4 protein-coding genes and 2 pseudogenes are annotated in these 3261 nt (G+C 69.3%); 5 read left to right on the forward strand and 1 reads right to left on the reverse strand.

Features of this window, described 5'->3' with window-relative positions:
• Positions 1-205: pseudogene (locus DIZ27_RS44900) on the forward strand (IS5/IS1182 family transposase); the annotation flags it as partial.
• 100 nt (positions 206-305) lie between these two features.
• Here the strand turns inward: DIZ27_RS44900 and DIZ27_RS44905 are convergent.
• Positions 306-797, reverse strand: a complete 492-nt coding sequence (locus DIZ27_RS44905) for a MarR family winged helix-turn-helix transcriptional regulator (RefSeq protein ID WP_109383978.1) — start codon at positions 795-797, stop codon at positions 306-308.
• Between the two features lie 149 nt (positions 798-946).
• Between DIZ27_RS44905 and DIZ27_RS44910 the strand changes: the two genes are divergently transcribed.
• From DIZ27_RS44910 to DIZ27_RS44925, 4 genes and pseudogenes are all read left to right on the forward strand, one after another.
• On the forward strand, positions 947-1321 hold the full coding sequence (locus DIZ27_RS44910; protein ID WP_109383979.1) for a DoxX family protein: 375 nt from the start codon (positions 947-949) through the stop codon (positions 1319-1321).
• 97 nt (positions 1322-1418) lie between these two features.
• Positions 1419-1892: a DUF6069 family protein gene (locus tag DIZ27_RS44915; RefSeq protein ID WP_258308939.1), complete on the forward strand. Its 474-nt coding sequence runs from the start codon at positions 1419-1421 to the stop codon at positions 1890-1892.
• Positions 1889-2758, forward strand: coding sequence for a class III extradiol ring-cleavage dioxygenase (locus DIZ27_RS44920; protein WP_109383980.1), 870 nt, complete (start codon positions 1889-1891; stop codon positions 2756-2758). Before DIZ27_RS44915 ends, DIZ27_RS44920 begins: the two co-directional genes overlap by 4 nt.
• Positions 2759-3075: 317 nt before the next feature.
• A pseudogene (locus DIZ27_RS44925) lies at positions 3076-3261 on the forward strand (ISL3 family transposase); the annotation flags it as partial.

Genomic DNA, 3261 nt, shown 5'->3' on the forward strand with positions numbered 1-3261 from the left:
CGCCAAGGACGCGTCAGCCGCGGAGGTCACCGCCTGGGAGGCGGCCCGCAAGAAGCAGTCCTCGGAGCGGATATGCGTCGAGCACGCCAATGCCGAGCACAAGCAGTGGCGGCCCCTCCAGCGGTACCTCGGCCGCCGCGAGTACTACACCGAGACCCATCTGGCCATCGCCGGCCTCGTCTCCGACCGCACCGCAGAGCGGTAATCACCTATCAGCCAACCCGCCAGGCCAACACGCCCCAACCTCAGTCGCGCACGACACCGTTACAGATCATCAATCCGCGAGGAGCCCGCGGGGCGGGCGATCAGCCCTTGGTGGCACCGGGGCAGAAACCGTCGGGGGCGATGGCGTTGTTGATGCGGCGGCCGATCTCCCGCAGCTGCTTCTGCTGAGCCCTGGTGAGCGGGTCGAACACCAGGCGGCGCACTTCGGCGACGTGGCCGGGGGCAGTCTCCACGACTTTGTCCCAGCCGGCGTCAGTGAGGACGGCCAGGGTGAAGCGGCCGTCCTCGGGATCCGGGGTGCGGTAGATCCACCCCTCCTTCTCCAGGCGCTTGGCCGTGTGGGAGAGCCGGGACAGCGAACCGTCGGCGAACTCGGCGAGCGTGCTCATCCGAAGGGTCCACGTGGGCTCCATGGAGAGCCCGGCGAGGACCTGGTACTCGAAGTGGCTGATGCCCGCGTCACGCTGGAGTTGGGCGTCCAGTGCGGCCGGGAGGCGCATCACGGTGCTGGCCAGCGCGATCCACGCCTCGTGCTCCTCTTCGTCCAGCCACCGCGTCTCATCTGCGCTCATGCCGTCACCCTAACGTGAGGCTTCAAGCCCAACGGTGCGGCGGGCACGCGTACGAAACTCGACCGGATCACTTGACCGTTCAAGTGATCCGGTCTACTTTTCGCTTGAAGATTCAAGTCATTGACCGAAAGAGCGGAAGAGCAGTTCTGATGAACGTCATCCTGTGGATCATCGCGGCCGTCCTCGCCCTGGCGTTCTTCGCGGCCGGCCTGATGAAGGCCGTCCAGCCCAAGGAGAAGTTGGCGGCCTCCGGCATGGGCTGGGTCGAGGACTTCTCGCCCGGCATGGTCAAGGCGATCGGCATCGTGGAGGTGCTGGGCGCCCTGGGACTGGTTCTGCCCGCCCTGCTCGACATCGCACCGGTCCTGGTGGGCTGGGCCGCCGTCGGGCTCGCCGTCACCATGCTCGCCGCGATCGGGGTGCACGCGCGCCGCAAGGAAACGAAGGCGATCCCGGTCAACGCCGTCCTGCTCGTCCTGGCAGCAGTTGCGGCCTGGGGACGACTGGGTCCGCACGCGTTCTGAGCGCTTCCCGTCGCACCCGCCCCGCCCGGGGCCCGGTCCCGCCCGGACCCCGTCCTTCCCACCCCACCTCGTCCGCCGTATCCCTGATTGGACCACCGTGCCCACTCCCTCCCCGACCGCCGCGACCTCACCCGCCGCGCCCCGGACCCCGCCGCTGCAGGTAACCGGCCTGCTGCTCGCTGCCCTCGTGGCCGCCAGCCTGGTGAACGCCCTGATCGCAGCCCTCGCCCTGGCGGCCGGAGCCTCGGACGACTTCATGCCGCTCCAGCCGGGCGCCTACATCGTCTTCACCATCGCCGGCGTACTGATCGGCGCCGGCGGCTGGGCCGTCATCCGACGCCGCGCGGGCGCCCAGAAACTGCTCAGGACTCTGGTCCCGGTCGTGGTGATCGTGTCCTTCATCCCCGACCTGGCGATGCTCGTCAGCGACTACCAACCCGGAGCCGACGTGACCGGAGTCGTCGCCCTGCTCCTCATGCACGTCGCCGTCGCCGCCATCGCCGTCCCCTCCTACCAGCGAGCCCTCCCGCTGCCCTCGGCCGAGTTCGATGACCGGGAAGAGCGGCGATGAGCGAGAACCGCGACCCGTTCAACCCGGCCGTGCCCGCCGGTGCCTACGACGACCTGCTCGCCCGGGTCCTTCCGCAGGCACGTCGGCAACGCCCCTGGGAGGAGGCCGACGGACCCCTGCCCGCGCTGTTCGTCAGCCACGGCGCGCCACCGACCCTCGACGACCCCCGGTGGCTGGACGACCTGTTCACCTGGGCCCAGAGCATGCCCAAGCCTCGAGCCGTCGTGGTGGTCTCCGCGCATTGGGAGGACGCCCCGCTCGCCCTCTCCAGCAGCGCGCCCGGCACCCCCCTCTACTACGACTTCGGCGGCTTCCACCCCCGCTACTACACTCTCAAGTACCCCACACCCGACGCCAGCGCCCTCGCCCGGCGCATGACCGCCACCCTCAGCAGGACCACCGTGCACCACACCGGCCGCGGCTTGGACCACGGCGCCTTCATCCCGCTGATGGCCATGTACCCCGCCGCCGACGTCCCCGTCGTCCAGCTCAGCATGCCCAGCCTCGATCCCCGCCTCCTGTTCGCCCTCGGCCAACAACTGCGCTCCCTGCGCGAGGAAGGCGTCCTGGTCATCGGGTCGGGCTTCATGACCCACAGCTTCGCGGCGATGCGGTCACCCAACGCCGCGGCGCACACCCGGGCGTTCGACGAATGGGCCGCGGACGCCCTCGGCCGCGGTGACGTCGACGCCGTGGCCGACTACCGCACCAAGGCACCCGGCGCCGCCGTCTCCCACCCCACCGCCGAGCACTTCGTCCCTCTGCTGCTCACCCTCGGAGCGGCCACCACGCCGGACCGACCCGCCACCACCGCCATCGACGGCACCAGGTACGGCAACTCCATCCGCTCCGTCCAGGTCACCTGACCGCACGGGCCGACCGCACCGGCCGCCAGGCATCGCCCGGACCGGTGGGGAGTGTCATGAATCAGGCTCTGTCTCCCATGCGGTGGTGACGGTAAGTAGTTGCCGTGGCTGGCAGTAACACTCCCAGACCAGCACGGGTGACGCGACCGTCGACACCGGGTCCGTCCCGCTCGACGGTGCGTCTGCGACTGCTCTCCTCGAAGCTCGGACCAGGCACATCAGCGATGGCGTTCTGTCACCACCGCATGGGAGACAGAGCCGTTAAGTTGGCCCTGTCTCACTTTCGGTGGTGACGGAGAGTCGTGAGGGTCGTTGACATTCGTGTGAAGAATGTCAACGAGCTTGTGCAGACGGTATTTTCGGGTCTGTCCCCGCTGGTCATCGAGGATGTGACCGACGAGGGCGAGCGGATCGCGGTGCGGGCACGGACTGCGCAGGACGCCGCGTTCTGCCCGGCGTGCGGGGCGCTGTCGGGACGGGTCCACGGCTATCAGCTGCGGACG

This window comes from Streptomyces sp. NWU339, assembly GCF_003143855.1.
Taxonomy (GTDB): domain Bacteria; phylum Actinomycetota; class Actinomycetes; order Streptomycetales; family Streptomycetaceae; genus Streptomyces.

Bases quoted from the DNA above. Each gene is read 5' to 3' on its own strand.
- DIZ27_RS44920 (WP_109383980.1), top strand. From the start codon at position 1,889: ATGAGCGAGAACCGCGACCCGTTCAACCCGGCCGTGCCCGCCGGTGCC.
- DIZ27_RS44905 (WP_109383978.1), bottom strand. From the start codon at position 797: ATGAGCGCAGATGAGACGCGGTGGCTGGACGAAGAGGAGCACGAGGCG.
- DIZ27_RS44910 (WP_109383979.1), top strand. From the start codon at position 947: ATGAACGTCATCCTGTGGATCATCGCGGCCGTCCTCGCCCTGGCGTTC.